This window comes from Massilia sp. IC2-477 (assembly GCF_020707265.1).
Classification (GTDB): Bacteria; Pseudomonadota; Gammaproteobacteria; order Burkholderiales; family Burkholderiaceae_D; genus Telluria.
In genome coordinates this window covers 1-15,538 of record NZ_JAJFEQ010000004.1, presented here as the reverse complement: position 1 = coordinate 15,538, position 15,538 = coordinate 1, and the positions used below count along the sequence as shown (strand labels likewise).

Genomic DNA, 15,538 nt, shown 5'->3' with positions numbered 1-15,538 from the left:
GGGAACTGCGTTCCATGAGGGCGCCGGGAGCCGCCTCAGCGGGTCCGCAGTGGGTCGAGCAGGCCGCGCAGGTTATTGTGGTCGAGTTCGTACATCAGGGCCAGCAGCTGGCCCAGCTCGCCACGCGGGAAACCTTCGCGGGCGAACCAGCCCAGGTAATGGCCGGGCAGGTCGGCAATCTTGCGGCCTTGATATTTGCCGTATGGCATCTCGCGTTCGAGCAACAGGGGGAGGTGGCGGCTGTCCATTCAATCGTGTGTCCTTTTGGATCTACTTTAGCAAACCATCGCGACGGGGTAGCATCCAAAGCGAGAAGGAGGAGGAAATCATCATGACGGACGAATTCGACCTGCAGCGCTTCGTCGACGCCCAGGATCCGGTTTACGACACGGTCGTGGCCGAACTGCGGACAGGACGCAAGCGCAGCCACTGGATGTGGTTCATTTTTCCCCAGCTGGCGGGGCTCGGCCGCAGCGAGATGGCGCAGCGCTACGCGATCCGCTCGGCCGACGAAGCGGCGGCCTATCTGGCCCATCCGGTGCTGGGTGCGCGCCTGCGCGAGTGCGCCGGCATCGTCGTCGCCCTGGATGCCGACACCATCGAGGACGTGTTCGGAACGCCGGACGACATGAAGTTCCATTCCTCGATGACCCTGTTCGCCGACGTGGCCCCGGACGAGGCGGTATTCCAGGGATGTATCGACCGCTGGTTCGACGGCGCTCCCGACCGCAACACGCTGGCGCTGCTTTAGAGCGCCTAACAAAACCCCCAGGGCAAGGCGCATCGTCGAAGACAGTACGCTAGTACGGCGAGACGATGCAACGCAGCCATGGGGGGAATTGTTAGGCGCTCTTAGGCTGCGGCGGCGTAGCGTGCTTCCATCTCCCCCTTGCGGCCGCGCTCGGCGATGTGGATGATCAGCGTCTGCGCCAGCTGCAGGGCCGGATGGCGCGCCTTGTGGCGGGCGAACCAGAATACCTCCTCGAGGTCTTCGTCCTCGTGCGAGGTGGTCATCAGGAGTTTCTCGGGCGGGATGTCCTCGTAGTCGAAGGCTTCGAGCTGGGCATCGAGGGCGGATTCGGTCCAGTCCTCGCATTGTTCGCCCCAGGCCAGCAGGTACCGGCACTGGGAGGCGGCCAGCCGGCGGCAGGCTTCCCAGCGCCACATCTCTTCGCAGACGACGTCGACGACCAGCACGGCCAGGAAGGGCGGATAGGCGTCGAGCGGCGGCAGCTCCTCGCCCGGACGCACGTGCAGATAGCTGAGAGTCGGCTGCATCATGCTCAACCCGCCGCCGCCAGGATCCTGCCCAGCCGGTCCATGTCGACCGGCTTGACCAGGTGGTGGTCGAAGCCGGCGGCCATGATCTGTTCGCGCTCGCTGTCCTGGCCGTAGCCGGTGACGGCCACCAGCACGGCGCCCGCGGTGGCCGGCTCGGCGCGCAGGCGGCGCGCCAGTTCCTTGCCGTCCATCTCGGGCAGGCCGATGTCGAGCAGGCAGACCTGGGGCGCGACCTCGCGCGCTCGCGCCAGCGCCTCGCGGGCGCCGTGCTCGACCAGGGTCTGGTGGCCGGACGCTTCCAGCACCATCGACAGCATCACGGCCGCGTCGACGTTGTCGTCCACCACCAGCACGCGCAGCGGTGCGCCGGCAGCGCCGGCGCCGGCCGGATCGTGGGCGCCGGACAGGTCGCCGGCCATGTTCTCGGTAGCGAGGCAGGGCAGGCAGACCGAGAAGGTGCTACCCAGGCCCAGGCCGGGACTGGTGCAGGCTACCGCGCCGCCATGCAGTTCGACCAGGCTTTTCACCAGGGCCAGCCCCAGGCCCAGGCCGCCCAGCGAGCGGTCGGCGCTGCGCTCGGCCTGGGCGAACAGGTCGAATACGCGCCCTGTCAGTTCCGGCGTCATGCCGATGCCGTTGTCGAGCACCTCGATGCAGGCATGGCCGCCGCTAGCGCTGCCGCGCACTTCCAGGCGGCCGCCCTCGGGCGTGTACTTGGTGGCGTTGTTGAGGAGGTTGGCCACGACCTGCACCAGGCGCTTCTTGTCGCCCATGACCATGACCGGTTCCGGCGGGGTCGCCAGCGACAGCGCGTGGCGGCGCGCCTCCACCTGCGGCATGACCTGTTCCACCGCATCCTGCAGCACATCGCGCAGGTCGAGCGGCGCGCACTCCATTTCCACCAGTCCGCGCGTGACCCGCGAGACGTCGAGCAGGTCGTCGATCAGTCCCGTCATGTGCCCGACCTGGCGCGCGATGATTTCGCTGGTGCGGCGCACCAGGGACTCGTCCGCTTTCACGCGCTGCAGCAGCGCGGCGGCGGCGCTGATCGGGGCGATCGGGTTGCGCAGCTCGTGCGCCAGCATCGCCAGGAACTCGTCCTTGCGGCGGTCCGACTCGCGCAGCTTCTCTTCAGCCGCCTTGCGCTCGGTGATGTCGCTGGCGGCGCCCACCCATTCGTAGACGTGGCCCTGGGCGTCAGCCATCGGCACGGCGCGCGACAGGGCCCAGCCGACGCTGCCGTCGATGCGGCGCACCCGGTGCTCCAGCTCGAACACGCTGCCGGTGCGGATCGCTTCGCGCACCGCCGCATACACCCGTTCCCGCTCGTCCTCGGGAACGTAGTCGTTGAGCCAGAACGGCTCCGGTTCCGTGCTGTCCTTCAGGAAGCCGCGGCCGTCCAGTTCGTGCATCTCGGTCCAGTCGGCATTCATCCGGTACACCACCTGGCCGGCCGTGGTCAGGGCCCGGTAGCGCTTTTCGCTCTCGCGCAGCGCCGCCTCCGAGCGTACCTGGGCGGTGACGTCGTTGGTGCTGTGGAGGATGCAGGCGATGCCGCCATCCTCGCCGAACAGGGGCGTACTGACCGCGCTCCAGAAGCGTTCCTCGAAGACGACGCTGCCATCCGGCCCTTCGACCGGGATCGGATAGCGCTGCGCGGGCAGGCGGTCCGGCCCGCCGGTCGCCAGCACCCGCGCGAGCGAGTTGCGCAGGTCGCTCTCGCCGGTGTCGAGCGGATCGTTGGGGTCGGCCGGGAAGGCCACGAACAGGCTGATGCCCACCAGGTCCTCGCGTGTGCGTCCCGAGGCTGTCAGGAAGGCGTCGTTGACGGCCAGGACGATGGCGTCCGGCGTAGGTGAGAGCAGGTAGGCGCCGCCTGGCGAACTGCTGAAGGCCGACTCAAAGACGGAGGGCGAAAGCATGGGTCGTTTCCGGGTCAGCCGTGTGGAAAGATGCAATTATAAAATCGAAATGCAGCCCATGGCACATTTCCTTTGGTATCGTGCGGCGCGTGTGAGGCGGTGCGGAAGCGGGTTGCGTATAATCCCGGTCAGTTTGTCCTTCTATTATCTGAAAGCAATAATTCATGGCTTCCTCCGACAACATCAGCATGGCGGTGTTCTGCGACTTCGAAAACGTCGCGCTCGGCGTGCGTGACGCCAATTACGAGAAATTCGACATCAAGCCGGTGCTGGAGCGCCTGCTGCTCAAGGGCAGCATCGTGGTCAAGAAAGCCTATTGCGACTGGGACCGCTACAAGGCCTTCAAGGCGCCGATGCACGAAGCGAACTTCGAGCTGATCGAGATCCCGCACGTGCGCCAGTCCGGCAAGAACTCGGCCGACATCCGCATGGTCGTCGATGCCCTCGACCTGTGCTACACCAAGGCGCACGTCGACACCTTCGTCATCATCTCGGGCGACTCGGACTTTTCGCCCCTGGTGTCGAAGCTGCGCGAGAACGCCAAGCGCGTGATCGGCGTGGGCGTCAAGCAGTCCACCTCTGATCTTCTGGTGGCGAACTGCGACGAATTCATCTTCTACGACGACCTGGTGCGCGAAAAGAACCGCGCCGCCGCCAAGCGCAAGGAAGAACTCGACGCCCGCCGCGGCCAGCCGTCCTCGCGCCGTCCGAGCGACGACAAGCGCAAGGAAGAACTGGAAGCGCGCAAGGTGCAGGCCCTCGAGATGGTGGTCGAGACCTTCGACGCCCTGGTCTCCGAACGCGGCGACACCGGCAAGATCTGGGCCTCGCTGCTGAAGGACACCCTCAAGCGCCGCCGTCCGGACTTCTCGGAAACCTATTACGGCTTCCGCACCTTCGGCAACCTGCTGGAAGAAGCCCAGACCCGCGGCCTGTTCGAGTTCGGCCGCGACGAGAAATCCGGCACCTATGTGTACCGCAGCGCAGCTAGCGCGGTCGCGATGCCGGCGCCGGAGCTGGTGGTGGCGCCGGAAACGGGAGGCGCCGAGGAAGCGGTCGGCACCGAACAGGTCGGCGAAGAAGCGCAGGAAGCCCGGCCGGAGCCGCGCCGCCGCAGCCGTGGCGGCCGCGGGGGCAGGGGCCGCGATGCGGCGCCAGGCGCGCCCGAGCTGACCGCGCCGGACGTGGACCTCGCCCAGCCAGTCATCGAGGAAGCACCGGCCGAGCCGGAGCCGGTGGCCGAAGCGCCAGCCGAAGCTGTCGTGGCAGAAGAAGCCGCTGTGGAACCGGCCCCGGCTCCAGCCAAGGAACGCCGCCGCACGCCGCGCAAGCCGGCCGCCAAGAAGGCCGCGGCCGAGGCACCAGTGGAAGCGGCAGTCGAACTGCCGGCGCCGACCGTGGCGCAGGACAGCGCCGCCGACACGGCGGACCTCACGCCGGACGCACCTGAGGCGGAGGCAGCAGGCGACGACGAGGCGAAGCCCGCGCGCAAGAAGGCCGCCCGTCCGGCCCACAAGGCGCCGGCCCGCAAGGCCGCGCCGCGCAGCCGCCGTCCAGCCAAGCCGAAGACCGGTGAGTGATTCGTAGGGATGGTCGGCTTCGCCGACCATCCCTACGACTACGTGCGACGTGCACGCGCCACCGATGCAATAATGGCATCGTCCGCATGCGCGGGCCGGCCGCGCGTCCGCCCGGCTGTCGCAACGTGCGAAGGAGCGTGCCATGCGTGTGTCTGCCGCAGTGTTGACTGGAGCCTTCCTGGTTTCCGTGATGGCGGGCGCGCAGGCCGCGCCGCCGGCTGACCACCCGATCCTCGGCATCTGGAAACTGAGCCTGCCCGACCTGGGCTGCTCGGAGACCTATCGTTTCCGCGCCGACGGCACCACCCTGGTGACCAGCGCCGAGGAAGTCTCGGAAAGCGAATACGACATTCCCGCCAAGCCCAGCACCAAGGGCTTCTACCGGCTGGAAGACCGCATCGTCAAGGACAACGGCAAGAAGGATTGCGCGGGCGCCGTCATGAAGCCCGGCACCAGGGCCACCAACTACATCCGCTTCCACCCGTCGAAGGCGCTGTTCCTGATGTGCGCGGACGAGAGCATGCAGACATGCATCGGACCTTTCGAGCGGGTGCAGGGCGAGGAGGCTTGAGAGCCAGATCCTCATAAAAGTTTTTCTCCTGAACATCGAGCTTATTCAAGCTCAACTCCAGTCAGCGAATAGTTGCAATACTGTTCGCTTCGATAGGGCAATGTCGCTCTACAAAGGCTTGGAGCCAATCCGGAATGAACCTCAAGGGTTTGATCGACACGTTCGTGGGTTTGTCTGAAGCGAACCGCCCCATCCGTTTACGATTACGGCAACATCAGTACGTGTTCGACGACGTGTTGCTGGTTAAACGCGTGACAGGAAGTGAAGCGCTCTGCGGCGGGCTGGAATATCGACTTCTCTGCGTATCAACACGCGATGATTACCCACTAAAGACATTTATTGGCTTACCGGTCGAGCTCCAGTTCGTGACTGACCGTGGGAACGTCCGTGCGGTTTGTGGCATCGTGACACAAGCGGCCGCTGGGCAAAGTGACGGTGGGCTAGCGACCTATCAACTAGTCATGCGCGACGCGTTGGCGCTGATGGAGTATCGCACCAATACTCGCATTTTCCGGAATCGAAATGAACTGGAGATCACACAGACTATTCTGGGCGAATGGCGGCAGACCAACTCAGTGTTGGCTAAAGCATTTGAGGCAGACTTGTCATGTGTGACCGGCACATACCCCGCCCGCGAATTCACAATGCAACATAACGAGTCGGACGCCGACTTTCTACGCCGCCTATGGAAGCGCCGCGGTATCGCTTGGTTCATTCGGCCCGGACAAGCGAGCGATTCACACGAGCAGGATACGCCGGGCCACGCGCTTGTGCTGTTCGATGACGGATACCTTCTGCCGCGAAACGCCGCGGGCACTGTCCGGTATCACCAGGATGGCAGCACGGAACAAAGTGACACAATTATTTCGTGGAGCCCGGTGCGGTCTATCAAGCCCGGCAACGTGACGCGTAAAAGCTGCGATTACATGCAGGCACGCCCAATGTCGAGCAGCACGCCGTCATGTGTGGATCAGGGAGAAACAGGAAACCAGCTTGCGGCCGTTCTCGACGATTACTTGATCGAGGCACCGCACGTGGGCGCTGATGCGGATGACTACCGCAGCCTTGGCGAACTTCGCATGAAGCGCCACGAGTTCGAGTCGAAGTGCTTTCACGGTGAGGGAAGTGTACGGACCCTGTGCATAGGGGAGTGGATAGCCCTGACGGGACATCGTGAAATCGACGCGCATCCCGATAGCGAGCGGGAGTTCATTATTACGCGCCTTGAGATTGACGCCGAGAACAACCTGCCCAAAACGGTTGACGAGCAGGTTCGACGTCTGTTTGCGCTCAGTTGCTGGGATACTACCGCAGCGAAGAGCGCACTCGAGGGAGCGAGCGCAGAGCGAGGCATGCGCTATACCAACCGTTTCTCGTGCGTGCGGCGCGGTATTCCGATTGTTCCAGCGTTCGACCCTCGCGCCGACTTGCCGCGCCCCCGGCTGCAAAGCGCCGTTGTGGTAGGCCCAGTAGGCGAGGAGGTCCATTGCGACGCATATGGCCGCGTTAAAGTGCGCTTTCCCGGCACCCGGGCAGAAGACCACAGCCACGCCGACGGTGTTGGGGCAAGTGACAGCGATCGGGACTCAGCCTGGATACGCGTTGCCAGCACCTGGGCCAGTAATCACTGGGGAACGATTACGTTGCCGCGCGTGGGTGACGAAGTGATCGTTGATTTCCTTGGGGGAGACCCGGACAAGCCGATCATCGTGGGCCAGGTCCACGGCGGCACGGCTCCGCCACCTTCGTTCAGTCATATCGGCGAGCTGCCCGGGAACAGGTACCTGGCTGGCATCAAGAGCAAGGAAGTTCAAGGCAACCGTTACAACCAGCTGCGGTTCGACGATACGCCAGGACAGATCAATGCCCAGCTGTCTTCGCAGCATGGACACAGCGAACTGAACCTCGGCTGGCTGTCCCATCCGCGCAGTGAGGGCAAAGGTGAGCCGCGTGGCCAGGGAGCGGAGCTGCGTAGTGATAATGCGGTCGCCGTGCGAGGAGCGCAAGGCGTATTCATCAGCGCTGCTGCGCGTCAGGGAGCCGGCGGCAAACAGCTGGACCGCGCAGAGCTGATCGGGTTAGTGGAGGCACTGCAGGGCGTCCAGCGACAACTTGCGGAGCTGTCGGTGACGCATCATGCGGACAGCACGGATGACAAGGAACTTGACCAGCTGATCACTTACTTGAAACAGTGGGAGGCGGGAAGTAATACCGGAACAGGGTCTTCGGGCGAAGGCGGAAAACCCGTTGTGGCACTGTCTGCTCCCGCAGGTGCTGCAATGACGAGCCAGGACAATATTGCGATCGGCGCCCAGACGCATGTTGACATTGTCAGTATCGGAAACACCCAGCTATCAGTCGGCAAGAAGCTATTGGCGCGCGTCTCGGACAGTATCAGCCTGTTCGCGCACCGTCTCGGCATCAAGGTTATCGCAGCCAGCGGCAAGCTCGACTTACAGACCCACACCGACGATATCGAGATCACGTCAGCCAAACGCATTGTGTTGACTGCTACCGACGAAATCGTGTTGCAGGCGCCGAAGCTGCGCTTTGTCGCGCAAGGAGCGCAAGTTGATATCGGTGGCGGAGCGATCACACTGCAAAGCAGCGGCGACCATACGATCAAATCATCCAAATTCGCCCACGTTAAACCAGAAGGTAGCAGCCTGGAAGCCGTGAAGCTGCCGACCAGCGAGACAGCGCACGATCAGCAAACCGTTCTTCGCTGGATGGGAACTGACGAACCGATGAAGAACCAGCGTTATCGGATCACGACAGAAGACGGCCGCGTGTTTGAAGGTCGAACCGACGCGGCTGGCTTGACCGAGCGATTTATCAGCGCGATCCCTTTCGCGCATTACAGCATCGAAGCACTCGACGACTGATCGGATCGGAAGGAATAAGTCGATGACAACAGAACATTTTTTACCGGCGCAGCAGCATCCCGGTGCCGCTCGAAAGGCAGAAGGTTTCGTTACACCGATACAGGACAAGAAGCCGCAATGCGCACGCATGCTACCAAAGCGTGTCTTGCCGATTATTTTCCTGCCTGGGATCATGGGCTCGAATCTGTGTATGAGCGCGGCACGGCAAAAGCAATTAGGCAAAAGCGACAACATCTCTTGGCGCCCGGACGTGCTAGGCCCGACGAACATCACCGGCGCCGCAACCGAGACGCCCGCGGAACGCCAGCTAAGGCTGGATCCGCTACAGACTACCGTCGATATTTATGATCCATCCGGATTGGCTGACGTTAGCGGTGATGGGCGGAATGACAACGTCGAGCTCGACAGTAACTTCCGCTCGCCATTGCTGACGGATGATCCGCAGACCGCCAAAAATCGCCGTACCGCTGTTCAGAAGGCGCGTGCGCGGGGTTGGGGAGAAGTCTTTTTCAAGAGCTATGGGGAATTTCTACAACATCTCGAAACACGCCTGAATAATACTTTCTTCCAGGGCAAGATTCGTCAAGAATGGCGAGACGTTGTCGATGTCGATCCCAACAGATGGAGCTCCGATCCCAGTCTACCCCAGAAGACGCTAACGGAAGAAGAGCTCAAGAAGATTTCCACTGGATGTTGGTTCGCCGTTTATGCATTCGGCTATAACTGGCTGCAGTCAAATGGCGAGAGCGCCAGAATCATAGCCAAACGCATTGCCCGAGCGATCGATGACCTTAATCAGTCGGGTTACGAGTGTAATCAAGTGATTATTGTTACACATTCGATGGGAGGGCTAGTCGGACGAGCGTTGGTCCACCCCAAGTTCGGAAATCTGCAGGAAAAAGTTCTTGGCATCGTCCACGGTGTAATGCCTTCAATCGGTGCGCCTGCGGCCTACAAGCGTATGAGGGCAGGATTCGAGGACCCGGGGATGATGGGAAACCCAGTGGAAAGCATCGGCGCCAAAGTTGCCGGAAATTATGGTGATGAGGTAACGGCGGTCTTGGCAAACTCTCCGGGAGCGTTGCAGTTACTGCCCAGCGAATCATATGGCAATGGTTGGCTAAGAGTAACACACAACGGCCGCGAATTAGAATCTTGGCCGAAACATGGCGACCCGTACAGCGAAATCTACAAAGTGAAAGGGAAGTGGTACTCTCTTTTTCTGGAAGAGTGGATAAATCCATCTGATTTACCAGCAGATAAGGGAGGTGGGACATTTGAGAAAACCTGTCTGCATCTTGATAATGCTCAGGCGTTTCATAAAATGATCTCAAATACGTTTCATTCAAATAGTTACGCTCATTATGGGGCAGATCGCGGGCGACAGAGCTTTGCTGAAGTGATCTGGGCAATTGATAAAAATTGCGCCGATCCCAGCGACTGGAAGGACTGGCCCATCATTTCCGACAATAAGCAGGGAACGGTGCAACTTGTTCGTTGGGATCCCGTCATTCCTAACAAAGCGCTCTACCCCTTTGTCAACGGCATCCCCAAATCTATACATGCCACCATCCTTCCGCCCTCTGCACCGGGTGACCAAACCGTTCCAGCAAGATCTGCCGATCACCAATTGAAGAGTGGAATGTTTAAGGGTGTCTTTCGCCAGACGGGGTATGAGCACCAGTCTAGCTATAAGGATCCTCGAGCCATTGCATCGACTCTGTACAGCATTGTGCGTATTGCGCAGAACGCGAAATGGAAGTGTAAATAGAGAAATCCAACAATATGTCCACCGCAAAGCGTTTGATCCTGGTTCCACTAATTGCAGCGACCTTGGCTGTGGCCGCTTGCGACCTCCATCCTAAGGAATGGAAGACTCCGAATATGACCCCGCTTGCCCCCCGGCTCCAATCCGTGTTCGAGAAGACCAAAACCATCTGCTTTGGACGGTTCATGGTCGATGTTCCAGCGTCAGCGGTTGTTGCGTGGGGCGATGCGGCTATTCCTTTAGGTGTAAGTATTCTTCATAATGGCGCGAATGAGGTGAACGCATTGGCGCAAAAATTCATTGATGAGTTGAATAGCGAAAAGGCGATTTACCTAGACGACATTCCATTGCTTATCGCTGTGGATAACCTAATTCATCCCGAAGGGCGGATCGTGACCGGGTATAGTGGGTTTGAGTCAATTGGCGAGCTCAAAATTCACGGGTACTTCAAAATGAATAATGATGGAGTCGTTGTCGACGCCCGTCCTTTGAAGGACAGAAGGGACCAAGTTATTTCTGACATAACCAGCATCGCCCGTCGACTGCGACAACGTTCCGAGACTGAAGTGCCTACCGAGCCGGGCAACTGTATAGAGAATGCGTTCTTGCCGGACGAGCCTAGTACGGGAAAGGAGCACCGAAACGAGCATGTAAGCGTTGGATTTCGTCTAAAGGAATTTCCAGACACGCACCTTTCGATCAAAATTCGTCCTTCTCATCCGCATAAAAATGAGAGTAATTCGCTGAAGTGGCAACTCGAGCGACTCGAAAAGAATCTGAAGGCCGAGGACCCCAACCACCCGCGCTTGAAGACCAAATACTTCCGCAGAGGGGACCGTCAGATCCATGAATGGGTCGACGGCTTCGAAGCTCTTTCGCGGTCGCCAGAACAGGCGGACATACATGGGATCCATGACTTTGGCATGGATTTTCCCGGCGTTCCGTTTGACCCCTTGAAGCCATACACCGACATCCGGATGCAGACGGGCGTCGCCAATAACGCCGCTGGCGCCACCAAACCCAGCCTCACGGACGAAGAAGCCATCGCCGTATGGGACAAGATTACCAGCACCATTCGCGTGCGCCCGACCGGAGCCGCGGCGGTAAAGACCGCCGGATCGGATCCAGAACCGCGTTTCCCACTTGGAGAACTTGCTGCAACCGGGCGTACCTGCCCTCAGACCGGGCTGTGGGAATCCAACGAGCCGTCCGCCGCTGAGGGGGGCCGACGTCGTCACTTCAAAGCGGGAGATGTGATGCCGCGTATCGCAACTGTTGGTACGCCCTCCTTCTGGCAAAGGTTAAGGGGAGAAAAGCCTGCGTACCAGTTAGCGACTGTCTGGAAACTGGTCAGATATGACGACGTACCGCACCGTGTTAACTCGTCAGCGCCATCAATCACGCAAGCACTTGGAGCGAACGAAACTACAAACGACACGACTGGCGGCGACGCCGCTGCCAACCTGAGCGACGAAATACCTTCCAAGCAAAGAGGCTGAGCAATGCCAAATGTTATTCGTCTCGGCGATCCCACGTCTCATGGCGGCAAGGTCGCGAACGTGGGCGCGACCCACTTTATAGTAGACGGCAAACCGGTCGCCCGCGTTGGCGATCTATGCAGTTGCCCGATCAAGGGGCACGACAACTGCAAGATTGCAGAGGGAGAGCCGCGCCATACCATCGACAATATCGCTGTCGCGTACGAAGGGCACAAAACGACGTGTGGTGCCACCTTGATAGCCACTACGGACACCTTTTGCGAACAATGATGCGGATTGTAGAAGGCCTGGCGGGGCATAACTCGCGGGAATGGCGGGGAGAGCTTGGTGCATTCCCGGTCGTAACACTTCAGTGTATATTGCTGGGCGAAACGACAACCGCACTGGAATTCCATGTCCCCGGCACTCCTCTTCGCTATCCTCATTGGCTACTTCGCGCTCCTGCTCGGCGTTGCCTGGGCCACCTCCCGCAACGCCAACAACGACAGCTTCTTCATCGGTAACAAGAGCAGCAACTGGATGCTGGTCGCCTTCGGGATGGTCGGCACCACGCTGTCCGGCGTGACTTTTGTGAGCGTGCCGGGTGCGGTAGGCAGCGATGGCTTCGGCTATGCCCAGATCGTGATCGGCTACGTGATCGGCTACCTCGCCGTGGCCTACTTGCTGCTGCCGCTGTACTACCGCCTGCAGCTGACCTCGATCTACTACTACCTCGATGTCCGCCTCGGCCGGCGTGCTTACCAGAGCGGGGCAGGCTTCTTCATCATCTCGCGCCTGCTCGGCGCCACGGCGCGCCTGTACCTTGTGGTGAACATCCTGCAGGCGATCATCCTCGATAGCCTCGGCGTGCCGTTCTGGCTCAGCACCCTCGTCGTGCTGGGCATGATTCTGCTTTATACCTACAAGGGCGGCGTGAAAACCATCGTATGGACCGACACCCTGCAGACCAGCGCCATGCTGTTTGGCCTGTTCGCCTGCGTGTGGATCCTGCTGGGCGAACTGAACATGTCGGTGCCGGAAAGCCTGAACCAGATGCAGTCGCAAGGCCTGGCCAGGATCTTCACGCACGACCTGGACAGCCCCAACTTCTGGCTCAAGCAGATTGTCGCCGGCGCCCTGATCACGATCACGATGACCGGCATGGACCAGGAAATGATGCAAAAGACGATCTCGGTGAAGACCCTGAAGGACTCGCAGAAGAATATGCTGACCCTGACCGCGGTGCTGGTTGTGGTGCTGCTTTCCTTCTTGTTTCTGGGTGGCCTGCTGTACCTGTACGCGCCGACCGCCGGCGTCACGGCAAGCGGCGACAAGATCTTCCCGGCCGTGGTGATGGGCCACCTGCCGGCGGCGCTGCAGATCGTGTTCCTGATCGCGCTCATCTCGGCCCTGTTCCCCAGCGCCGACGGCGCAATCACAGCGCTGACCTCGTCCACCTGCATCGACCTGCTGGGCATCAAGCGCCGTACTGACCTGACGGAAGCGCGCAAGGAAGGCTTGCGCCGTAGCGTGCACCTCGGCTTCGCGGTGCTGTTTCTGATCCTCGTCCTGGGCTTCAAGGCGGCCGACAACCCGAGCATGATCGGCGTGATTCTCAAGCTGGCGGCGTATACCTACGGTCCGCTGCTGGGCCTGTTCGCCTTCGGCATGCTGACGCGCCGCACCCTGACCGACCGCCTGGTGCCGTTCATTACGATCGGCGCACCGATTCTTTGCGCCCTCCTTGAGTACAATCAGGAACACCTGCTCGGTTCCTACCGACTCGGGCTGGAATTGCTCATGGTTAATGGCATACTCGTGTTTGTCGGCCTGTTTGCGATCTCGCAAAAGGAAAAGGCCGGCACGGCGGCTGTCGTGGCCTGAGCCGGCTTATTACACATCAACGGAGTTTCGATGGCTTTCAAACCCCTGAGCGCGCTGCGCCGCGGTTTCGGCATGCTGTGGCGCGTGGTCGACGTCTCGCGCCGCACCTTCATGAACCTGCTGTTCCTGCTGTTCGTGATCATCGTCGTGATGATCCTGACGTCGGGCGGCCCCAAGCCGATCGGCGACAAGACTGCGCTGGTGCTGGACCTGAAGGGTGACCTGGTCGAGCAGTACCAGTCCAGCTTCCAGGACACGGTGCTCGACACCGTCGGCGGCGACAGCAAGCGCAGCGTGCGCCTGCGCGACCTCCTGACCGTGCTCGATGCGGCCGCCAAGGACAAGAGTATCGGCACGGTGGTGCTGCTGCTGGACCAGATGGACGGCGGCGGCATGGCCATGCTGCGCGAGATCGGCGCCGCCATCGACCGTGTCAAGGCCTCGGGCAAGAAGGTGATCGCCTGGGGCGGCACCTACGACCAGAAGCGCTACCTGGTGGCCTCGCACGCCGACGAAATCTACGTGCACCCGATGGGCATGGTGCTGATCGAAGGCTTCGGCGGGCGCCGCAATTATTATCGCGACGCGCTCGACAAGCTGGGCGTGACGGTCAACCTGATCAAGGTCGGCACCTACAAGAGCTTCGCCGAACCGTATATCGCCAACGGCCCGTCGGAAGCCGCGCAAGAGGCGGACAGCTTCCTGTACAACGCCCTGTGGCAGGACTACACGGCCCAGGTCGAGAAGAACCGCAAGCTCCCGGCAGGCAGCGTCGCCAAATGGATCGAGACCCTGCCGCAGCAGATGGAAGCGGCGGGCGGCAGCGCGGCCAAGGTCGCCCAGGCGGCCAAGCTGGTCGATGGCCTCAAGACCCAGGACGAGATCCGCGCCATGCTGGTCAAGCGCGGCGTGTATGAAGACCGCATCAAGTCCTTCCGCCAGGTCGGCTACCACGACTACCTGGCGCGCCACCAGCCCAAGCCTTTCGGGGATGCGGTCGGCGTGATCACCGCCGCCGGCAACATCACCGAAGGCACGAGCGGCCCGAACACCGTGGGCGGCATCACTACCGCCAACCTGATCCGCCAGGCGCGCGAGGACGAGCAGATCAAGGCCATCGTGCTGCGCGTCGATTCGCCCGGCGGCAGCGCCTATGGCTCGGAACTGATCCGGCGCGAGCTGGAACTCACGCGCGCCGCCGGCAAGCCGGTGGTGGTGTCGATGGGCAGCGTGGCGGCATCGGGCGGCTACTGGATCTCGATGGCAGCCGATGAAGTGATCGCCGACCCGGCCACCATCACCGGTTCGATCGGCGTGTTCACCATCCTGCCGACCGCCGAGAAGGTGAGCGACAAGCTGGGCATCCATACCGGGGGCGTGACCACCACCTGGCTGGCCGACGCCTACAACCCGCTGCGCCCGATCGATCCGCGCTTCTCGCAGCTGATCCAGAGCAGCATCAACCACGTCTACAGCGAGTTCACCAGCAAGGCGGCGCAGGCGCGCAAGACCACGGCTGCCAAGATCGACGAAGTGGGGCAGGGCCGGGTCTGGACCGGCGCCCAGGCGCGCGAACGCGGCCTGGTCGACCGCCTGGGCAGCTACCGCGACGCCCTGGCCTCGGCCGCCAAGCGCGCCAAGCTGGGCGAGGATTACCGCGTGGCCTACGTCGAGCGGCCGGTCAGCCGCGTCGAGCGCTTCCTCAACATGATGGGCGCCTCGACCGCGCAGGCAGTCAACATCCAGGTCAGGCTCGGCCTGCTGGAAGAGGCGATCCCTAGCGGCCCGATGGCCCAGGTGGCGCAGGACATGGCCTGGCTCAAGGACGTGGCGGACGGGCGCAAGCCCTTCGCGGCCGTCACGCACTGTCTGTGCGGCACGCCGTGATGCGAAGATTTGTAGTGGTTTTGTAACTGCCTGATACAAGCCGAAGACGGGTGCGGAAGCGATTCCGCACCCGTTTTGCGTTCATGCGCCGCGATTTGCCACTCAACGGTGTAAATCGGTGTTAAGACCGTCCCGCTCATGTAACAGCATCGTGCGCGCAATGTACGTTACGAAACATAACGCTTGGACACGCCATGCTACTCTTTTTGGCACCGTTATCTGAATAACACTTTGGCCAAAAGAACAAGGTTGCGCATGGATTCGAACCCGACCCCCAAGTCC

Annotated in this window: 12 protein-coding genes; 9 read left to right on the top strand and 3 right to left on the bottom strand. The window is 61.4% G+C overall.

The features are described 5' to 3' along the window. Positions 1-35: 35 nt before the first annotated feature. Positions 36-248, bottom strand: a complete 213-nt coding sequence (locus LK542_RS08840) for a DUF3820 family protein (protein WP_227798848.1) — start codon at positions 246-248, stop codon at positions 36-38. A gap of 83 nt (positions 249-331) precedes the next feature. Between LK542_RS08840 and LK542_RS08835 the strand changes: the two genes are divergently transcribed. Beyond that, the gene (locus LK542_RS08835; RefSeq protein WP_227811627.1) at positions 332-751 is read left to right on the top strand and encodes a DUF1810 domain-containing protein; all 420 of its coding nucleotides are present in this window, start codon (positions 332-334) and stop codon (positions 749-751) included. Between the two features lie 101 nt (positions 752-852). Here LK542_RS08835 and LK542_RS08830 read toward each other — a convergent pair whose 3' ends face one another. Then, positions 853-1,281, bottom strand: coding sequence for a hypothetical protein (locus LK542_RS08830; protein WP_227811626.1), 429 nt, complete (start codon positions 1,279-1,281; stop codon positions 853-855). 2 nt (positions 1,282-1,283) lie between these two features. Beyond that, positions 1,284-3,203: an ATP-binding protein gene (locus tag LK542_RS08825; protein ID WP_227811625.1), complete on the bottom strand. Its 1,920-nt coding sequence runs from the start codon at positions 3,201-3,203 to the stop codon at positions 1,284-1,286. Positions 3,204-3,367: 164 nt separating this feature from the next. On the opposite strand from LK542_RS08825, the gene LK542_RS08820 reads away from it, so the two are divergent. The 8 genes from LK542_RS08820 (at position 3,368) to sppA (ending at position 15,256) form a co-directional block, all read left to right on the top strand. After that, complete coding sequence (locus tag LK542_RS08820) at positions 3,368-4,783, top strand: NYN domain-containing protein (RefSeq protein WP_227811624.1); 1,416 nt, start codon at positions 3,368-3,370, stop codon at positions 4,781-4,783. A 142-nt stretch (positions 4,784-4,925) separates the two neighbouring features. Next, on the top strand, positions 4,926-5,354 hold the full coding sequence (locus LK542_RS08815; RefSeq protein WP_227811623.1) for a hypothetical protein: 429 nt from the start codon (positions 4,926-4,928) through the stop codon (positions 5,352-5,354). Positions 5,355-5,488: 134 nt separating this feature from the next. Further along, positions 5,489-8,239, top strand: a complete 2,751-nt coding sequence (locus LK542_RS08810; RefSeq protein ID WP_227811622.1) for a type VI secretion system Vgr family protein — start codon at positions 5,489-5,491, stop codon at positions 8,237-8,239. Between the two features lie 22 nt (positions 8,240-8,261). After that, positions 8,262-10,010 (top strand): triacylglycerol lipase, encoded by a 1,749-nt coding sequence (locus LK542_RS08805; protein ID WP_227811621.1) that lies wholly within the window; start codon positions 8,262-8,264, stop codon positions 10,008-10,010. A gap of 14 nt (positions 10,011-10,024) precedes the next feature. Beyond that, entirely contained in the window at positions 10,025-11,506 is a 1,482-nt protein-coding gene (locus LK542_RS08800) for a T6SS immunity protein Tli4 family protein (RefSeq protein ID WP_227811620.1), read from the top strand. A 3-nt stretch (positions 11,507-11,509) separates the two neighbouring features. After that, positions 11,510-11,776: a PAAR domain-containing protein gene (locus LK542_RS08795; RefSeq protein ID WP_227811619.1), complete on the top strand. Its 267-nt coding sequence runs from the start codon at positions 11,510-11,512 to the stop codon at positions 11,774-11,776. A 123-nt stretch (positions 11,777-11,899) separates the two neighbouring features. Beyond that, positions 11,900-13,369 (top strand): sodium:solute symporter, encoded by a 1,470-nt coding sequence (locus tag LK542_RS08790; RefSeq protein ID WP_227811618.1) that lies wholly within the window; start codon positions 11,900-11,902, stop codon positions 13,367-13,369. A 30-nt stretch (positions 13,370-13,399) separates the two neighbouring features. Further along, positions 13,400-15,256 (top strand): signal peptide peptidase SppA, encoded by a 1,857-nt coding sequence (gene sppA / locus LK542_RS08785; protein WP_227811617.1) that lies wholly within the window; start codon positions 13,400-13,402, stop codon positions 15,254-15,256. Positions 15,257-15,538: the final 282 nt, after the last annotated feature.

Coding starts and splice junctions, on each gene's coding strand:
- sppA (WP_227811617.1), top strand. CDS start 13,400: ATGGCTTTCAAACCCCTGAGCGCGCTGCGCCGCGGTTTCGGCATGCTG.
- LK542_RS08795 (WP_227811619.1), top strand. CDS start 11,510: ATGCCAAATGTTATTCGTCTCGGCGATCCCACGTCTCATGGCGGCAAG.
- LK542_RS08825 (WP_227811625.1), bottom strand. CDS start 3,203: ATGCTTTCGCCCTCCGTCTTTGAGTCGGCCTTCAGCAGTTCGCCAGGC.
- LK542_RS08820 (WP_227811624.1), top strand. CDS start 3,368: ATGGCTTCCTCCGACAACATCAGCATGGCGGTGTTCTGCGACTTCGAA.
- LK542_RS08800 (WP_227811620.1), top strand. CDS start 10,025: ATGTCCACCGCAAAGCGTTTGATCCTGGTTCCACTAATTGCAGCGACC.
- LK542_RS08840 (WP_227798848.1), bottom strand. CDS start 248: ATGGACAGCCGCCACCTCCCCCTGTTGCTCGAACGCGAGATGCCATAC.
- LK542_RS08810 (WP_227811622.1), top strand. CDS start 5,489: ATGAACCTCAAGGGTTTGATCGACACGTTCGTGGGTTTGTCTGAAGCG.
- LK542_RS08830 (WP_227811626.1), bottom strand. CDS start 1,281: ATGATGCAGCCGACTCTCAGCTATCTGCACGTGCGTCCGGGCGAGGAG.
- LK542_RS08790 (WP_227811618.1), top strand. CDS start 11,900: ATGTCCCCGGCACTCCTCTTCGCTATCCTCATTGGCTACTTCGCGCTC.
- LK542_RS08805 (WP_227811621.1), top strand. CDS start 8,262: ATGACAACAGAACATTTTTTACCGGCGCAGCAGCATCCCGGTGCCGCT.
- LK542_RS08815 (WP_227811623.1), top strand. CDS start 4,926: ATGCGTGTGTCTGCCGCAGTGTTGACTGGAGCCTTCCTGGTTTCCGTG.
- LK542_RS08835 (WP_227811627.1), top strand. CDS start 332: ATGACGGACGAATTCGACCTGCAGCGCTTCGTCGACGCCCAGGATCCG.